Here is a 6,340-nt window from a genome sequence, read left to right on the forward strand (position 1 = left end):
CGCCGCCATCACCGGAGATTTGGAAACCATCAAGCGATTAGTAGAGAAAGACCCGTCGCTGGTGAGGAGTCATCACGCCTACCGCACGCCGCTGTATTTTGCGGTGCGGGAGAATCAAGTCGAAGTTGCGGCATTCCTGTTGGAACACGGCGCCGATCCGTTGGGTTTGGCGATCAACGACACTTTCCTCGACATCGCGCGCGATCGTGGTTACGCAGAGATGCAGAAGCTGCTGGAGACTAAACTCGTGAGCCGGCATGGCGCTTCTCCCAAAGGCGAAGGTATAGCTGCGGCAATCCGCGAGCGCGACTCGATGAAAGTAAGAAGCTTGCTCGATGCCGAACCCGAGCTTTTGCGCGCCGGCGATGAGCGCGGCAATCAGCCAATTCACTGGGCGGTGATGACGCGGCAACTCGACATCATCGACGAGTTGCTGGCACGCGGCGCGGACATCGATGCGCGGCGGCAAGACGGCGCGCGTCCGATTCACCTCACCAACGGCGATTACCACTATCGCGGCAGGCGCGATGTGCCCAAAGCCGTCACAACGACTCCCGCAGAGGTACTCGAGCATCTTCGCGCTCGCGGCGCGCATATCGACATTGGCACCGCCGCGCATACCGGAGATGTGAAGCGCGTCAGAGAGTTGCTGGATGAAGATCCCGGCCTGGCCAATCGCACTCCGGATTACATCACATATTATATCGGATCCGGCACGCCATTGAAAAACGCTGCGGCCAAGGGGCATATCGAAATCGTGAAGCTCTTGCTGGAACGCGGCGCTGATCCGAATTTGCCTGAGGAGGGCATCGCCCCGCACGGCCATGCGCTGTATGCGGCCGTCTCTCATGGCCATTTCGAAATTGCCAAGCTGCTGCTGGAGCACGGCGCGTATCCGAATCCGGAAGTCGAAAGCTCCGCGGATGCGCTGACCAGGGCCATAATGAATAAGAATGAGAAGATGATCGAGCTGCTCTGCTCGTATGGCGCGGCGCGAGCCGTGCATATCATGGCCTATTACGGCGACGTGCAAACCGCAGCGGCTGTGTTTGCGGCGAATCCGGCGCTGGCTGACGATCCCGAAGCGCTCACGAATGCTGCAGGAGAAGGCCAGGAAGCCTTTGTGCGTTTGCTGCTGCGCTATCAACCTGACCTGCCCCAACGCCTCAGCTTTCCCGCTTGGTCGGTCGGCGCAAAAACGCGCGAATTGAACGAACTTTTATTCAAGCACGGCATGAATCCGAGCCAGCCGGATTGGCTGCGCGTGACGCCGCTGCACCACTTCGCCCGAAAGGGCGACGTAGAAAACGCCGCGCTCTTCCTCGACCACGGCGCCGATCTGCATGCACGCGATGAAGATATTTGTTCGACGCCGCTGGCATGGGCGGCAAAGTTTGGGCAGATTCGCATGGTTGAGTTTCTTTTGAAACGCGGCGCAAAATTGAATCTTCCTGACGATCCACCATGGGCCACGCCGCTCACCTGGGCAGCCCGGCGCGGACATCATGAGATTGTGGAATTGCTAAAACAATACGAATAGGCCGGCGCTGCCCGACCCTAGCCTTAAGCATTTGGGCTGGCCCTCGCAATCCGGCAACGGTGATCTCGCTGTTGTCGTTGCACAATTTCTTGTAAAACAATTTTCTCAAGGAAAAATTTTCTTGTACAATCTCGAAACTCTCGACTTCCTCTTTCGCGAGGCGGTGGCCGCCATCGATGCCGGCGACGTAAGCAAGCTTAAACGCCTCCTCGCCGCAAACTCCGGCTTGGTGCACAAACGCCTCGAATCGCCCGGCGCGTGGCTGCGCGACACAGTTGGCAACGCGCTCGATGGATTCTTCCGACAACCGTATCTGCTCTGGTTCGTGGCTGAGGATCCGGTCCGGAATAATATTCTACCCCAAAATATTGCCCAGGTGGCGCGCACGATCATTGATATGGCAAAACACGAGGGCACAGATAATCTGCAAGAACAACTCGATTACGCGTTGCAACTAGTTTCCTTTTCATGGGTGGCGCGCAAGTGCGGGGTCCAAATCGAGTTGATTGACGTGCTGATCGACGCCGGCGCTGCTCCCGACGGCAATCCGGACAATGCCCTGGTCAATGCCAACTTTGCTGCTGCCGCGCATCTTGTTGCGCGCGGAGCCAAGCTGACATTGGCAACCGCTCTTTGTTTGGAACGTTGGGATGACGCCACGCGCCTTGCCCCAACGACAAGCGCCGGCGAAAAACAATTCGCGTTCATTCTTGCCGCTCTCCGAGGTAAGGCTGAGGCGCTTCGGCGAATGATTGATTTTGGAGTTGATCTGAATCGTCCCAGCGCTGATCTTTATTCGCACGCCACCGCCCTCCATCACGCCGTAAGCTCAGGTTCGCTGAAAGCAGTGAAAGTTCTCGTGCAGGCTGGCGCCGCGCTCGACACAAAAGACAGCGTTTGGAACGCTACGCCCCTGGGGTGGGCCGAGTATTATATCGCCGAGCCGGATGGCGATGATGCGGACAAATCCCATCGCGAGATCGCGGCGTATCTGCGCGACCAAGAACAACTTCAAGGCACAGACGCGAAGGCCTGTTGATTTTTTTCTTACACTTTTTTGTGTGAGAATGTTTTTAGAAGATAATTTCAAAGCGCTAAATGGAATCCGCTCATGGAACCGAACCTCAAACAAGCCGTATCGTTTTTCGCTGTTTCGAATATGGAAACTTCCCTGCGTTACTACGTTGATGGCCTCGGCTTTGAGATGACTAACAAGTGGATTGACGAGGGCAAGCTGCGCTGGTGTTGGCTGCAACGCGGGGATGCGGCTCTCATGCTGCAGGAATTCAAGAAGGAAGGACACGACTCTTGGGCGCCTGAAGGTAAAGTCGGCGTGGGCGTCACAATCTGCTTCATTTGCGAGGATGCGCTGGCGCTGTACCACGAATTCACCGCGCGCGGAATTCCGGCTTCACGGCCCTTTGTGGGGAATGGCATGTGGGTCACTGCACTGTCAGACCCGGACGGCTACCGGATCGACTTCGAGAGTTACACGGGTGTAGCCGAAGGTACAGAGTACACAGAAGCAGAAGAATATAATTCTTGCACACGCAAATGAATTTCAAGCTCTGCAACAAGCAGGTTTAAACCGCGAATAGACGCCACTGAACGCGAATAAAAAATTCGCGCTTATTAGCGGCAATTCGCGGTTTGAATTTTCTTTACCGCAAAGCAACATTGCACTCTTAACCGACTAAATCCTGGCAGTCGTGCTTGTAGCCGTGCGGCGCGCGATTTCCTGACGCACGGCCGGCGCGACTTTCGTTCCCAAAAGCTCAATCGCGCGCATTGTTTTATCATGCGGCATCGAGCCGACAGTCAGTTGCGCCAGAAAGCGCTGATGGCCGAAAATTTCATATTGAAAAAGAATCTTGTCGATCACTTCTTGCGGACTGCCCACGAGCAGCGCACCTCGCGGTGAACGCAGCGCCTCGAACTGCTCTCGCGTGGTGGGCGGCCAGCCGCGTTCCCGCCCAATCCTGGTCATCACTTCGGCATAAGAGGGATAGAACTCATCTGCCGCCTGTTGCGAAGAGTCTGCAACATAAGCATGTGAGTTGATGCCTACCGGAAGCTGTGCCGGATCATGTCCAGCCCGGCGTGCGGTGTCGCGATAAAGCGCGATGAGAGGCGCGAAGCGTTCCGGCGCGCCGCCAATGATGGCAACCGCCAGAGGCAATCCCAGCATCGCCGCGCGCACAACTGACTGCGGTGTGCCGCCGACGGCAATCCATATTGGCAGAGGATTTTGCAACGGGCGGGGATAAATTCCGAGATCCTTGATCGGCGGCCGGTGTTTGCCTGACCAATTTACATGCACATGATCGCGCAGTTGCAAGAGAAGCTCAAGCTTTTCTGCGAACAGCTCATCGTAATCGTTGAGATCATATCCAAACAACGGGAAAGACTCGATGAACGATCCGCGTCCCGCCATAATCTCCGCGCGCCCGGCGGAAAGCAAATCCAAAGTGGCAAAGTTTTGAAAAACCCTCACGGGATCATCAGAACTCAGCACCGTGACGGCGCTGGTCAGCCGGATGTTTTTGGTATGCTCTGCTGCCGCGGCCAGCACCACTGCCGGAGCGGACACGGCGAAGTCGGGGCGATGATGTTCTCCGACACCAAAGACTTCCAGCCCAACCTGTTCGGCGAGTTTGATTTCCTCAACGAGATTACGCAGCCGCTGTGCGGCGCTGATCGTTCGGCCGGTTGCCGGATCCGGCGTCGTTTCGGCAAAGGTGTAAATGCCAATTTCCATATCAAATATTCTCTTCCATTGCAGTAGTTTGATTTTATGTTAATGCACATCGTGCTGATGAACATGTGGACAAACAATTACCCGAATCTTAAACAAACAAGTTTACTGGTGAAGAAAAAGACGGAAATTTTCTTGCCACATTAGATTTTCTACAGTATATTGTAATACATTAAGTGGAAATTTTCAATATTCAAAAAGCCATTTTTTATGTCTTATCGTTCAATAAATTGGCTCTTATAGAATGGACGTACTTTCTGATGTTCTAAACACCATCCGCCTGCGCAGTAAGGTGCAATTTTGTACGGAACTGACAGCGCCGTGGGGCTTTCAGGTTCCATCGCAATGCGGCCATGCGATTTTTTATGTCGTGACGCGCGGCAGTTGCTATCTCGAAGTTGAAGGATACAAAGACTTGTCGCTGGTGGGTGGCGATTTTGTGATGTTGATGCACGGCGATGCTCACATTTTGCGCGATCATCCCGACAGCCCGATTGTGCCGCTCGAACATCTCACCCCCCAATGCCTCAAACATGACGCGTGCCGCGCCCTGCACCACGGCGGCGGCGGCTCGTTGACCGCGATGGTGACCGGTTCGTTCATCTTCGACAATCCTGCCGCCAAGCCTTTTCTATCCACCTTGCCGCCGGTGATTCATATTCAGGGCGAACGCGGCCAGCTTGTGCCCTGGCTGGAAACGACGTTGAAATGGATGGCCGCGGAAACCACCTCCAAAAATCCCGGGGCGCAGATCATGGCCTCGCGCTTGACGGATATGCTTTTTATTCAAATTTTGCGTGCGCACATCGTCGAACAGACGGGCAATGATTGCAAAGAAAAAGCCGGCTGGCTGCGCGGCCTTGCAGATGCGAGCATCGGCAGGGCATTTGAATTGATTCACGAACAGCCTGATCATCCCTGGACGGTGGCGGAACTGGCCTCGCAAGTGAATATGTCGCGTACCGCATTTTCGGTGCGCTTTACGCATCTGGCCGGAATGCCGCCGTTGTCGTATGTGACCAAATGGCGCATGTTCAAAGCCGGTGATTTGCTGCATCAAGGCGCTGCGACTATTTCAGAGGTGGCCGCGGCCGTGGGTTATGAATCGGAAGCTTCATTTAGCAAGGCTTTCAAACGCGAGATGGGCGTGGCGCCGGGAACGTATCGCAAGGAAGGCCAGAACGGTGTGGCAGCGGGAACATAACTCGTGTCCGTGTGACAACACGACCGTGAATTTTCTGTTAACGATGAGAGAGATGCGATGATGATACGGAGTAAAGCAGCGGCGATAAAACGGCAACGCATGGTTGGTGTGTTGTTGGTAAGCGGCATGAATTTACTTATGCTCGGCTGTTCTGCGGAGTCCGAAACCGCAGGCCAGGAACAAGCCAACCGCCTTATCCCCGTGGTGGAAGCCGTGCAAGCGCGATACGGCTCGTTGCCGTTGAGCGAGCGCTTCAGCGGCGTGGTGAAAGCGAAGAATCAGATCGAGATTTATCCCGAAATCAATGCGGTGATCGTGGAAGTTTCCGTGAAGAACGGCGATGTCGTCAAACGCGGGCAACCGTTGGTGCGTTTGCGTGATAGAGAATTTCAAGAACAATTGAAACAAGCGCGCGCGGGTTATCAAATCACCGTGGCCCAGGCGAAACAGGCCGAGGCGCAGTTGCAGGAAGTGCGCGCGGAATTGCAACGCACCAAAACCCTGGCAGAAAAAGGACTGGCCAGCGCCACGGAGTTGGAAGCCGTGCAAACGCGCGCCGTTTCCGCGGAAGCCAATTTTGAGCTGGCCGAAGCGCGCGTCGAGCAAGCGCAAGCCACGCGCGATGAACGCGAAGAGGCGTTGTCGCAAACCGTTATTCGCGCGCCCATCGACGGCTCGGTGGGCAACCGCAATGCGGAAGTCGGCATGCTGGTGAATAGCGGCACGCGACTATTCACATTGGGTCAATTGGATAACGTGCGCGTGGAAGTGGTGCTCACCGACCGCATGCTCAATTATATTGAAGAAGGCCAGCGCGCTGAAATTTTTTCCGAGAATGCCT

The 6,340-nt window shown here is 55.3% G+C and carries 6 protein-coding genes; 5 read left to right on the plus strand and 1 reads right to left on the minus strand.

Translation table 11 applies throughout. The features are described from left to right. The 3 genes from FBQ85_25000 to FBQ85_25010 form a co-directional block, all read left to right on the plus strand. A partial coding sequence (locus tag FBQ85_25000) for an ankyrin repeat domain-containing protein (GenBank protein ID MDL1878391.1) occupies positions 1 to 1,540 on the plus strand: 1,540 nt, incomplete at its 5' end. A 121-nt stretch (positions 1,541 to 1,661) separates the two neighbouring features. Next, positions 1,662 to 2,579, plus strand: coding sequence for an ankyrin repeat domain-containing protein (locus FBQ85_25005; protein MDL1878392.1), 918 nt, complete (start codon positions 1,662 to 1,664; stop codon positions 2,577 to 2,579). A gap of 72 nt (positions 2,580 to 2,651) precedes the next feature. After that, positions 2,652 to 3,098, plus strand: coding sequence for a VOC family protein (locus FBQ85_25010; protein MDL1878393.1), 447 nt, complete (start codon positions 2,652 to 2,654; stop codon positions 3,096 to 3,098). A gap of 135 nt (positions 3,099 to 3,233) precedes the next feature. Here the strand turns inward: FBQ85_25010 and FBQ85_25015 are convergent, their stop codons facing one another. Beyond that, positions 3,234 to 4,298 (minus strand): LLM class flavin-dependent oxidoreductase, encoded by a 1,065-nt coding sequence (locus tag FBQ85_25015; protein ID MDL1878394.1) that lies wholly within the window; start codon positions 4,296 to 4,298, stop codon positions 3,234 to 3,236. A gap of 241 nt (positions 4,299 to 4,539) precedes the next feature. On the opposite strand from FBQ85_25015, the gene FBQ85_25020 reads away from it, so the two are divergent. Together FBQ85_25020 and FBQ85_25025 are read left to right on the plus strand one after the other, a co-directional pair. Further along, positions 4,540 to 5,499 (plus strand): AraC family transcriptional regulator, encoded by a 960-nt coding sequence (locus FBQ85_25020; protein ID MDL1878395.1) that lies wholly within the window; start codon positions 4,540 to 4,542, stop codon positions 5,497 to 5,499. A gap of 57 nt (positions 5,500 to 5,556) precedes the next feature. Beyond that, a partial coding sequence (locus FBQ85_25025; protein MDL1878396.1) for an efflux RND transporter periplasmic adaptor subunit occupies positions 5,557 to 6,340 on the plus strand: 784 nt, incomplete at its 3' end.

This window comes from Cytophagia bacterium CHB2 (genome assembly GCA_030263535.1).
Taxonomy (GTDB): domain Bacteria; phylum Zhuqueibacterota; class Zhuqueibacteria; order Zhuqueibacterales; family Zhuqueibacteraceae; genus Coneutiohabitans.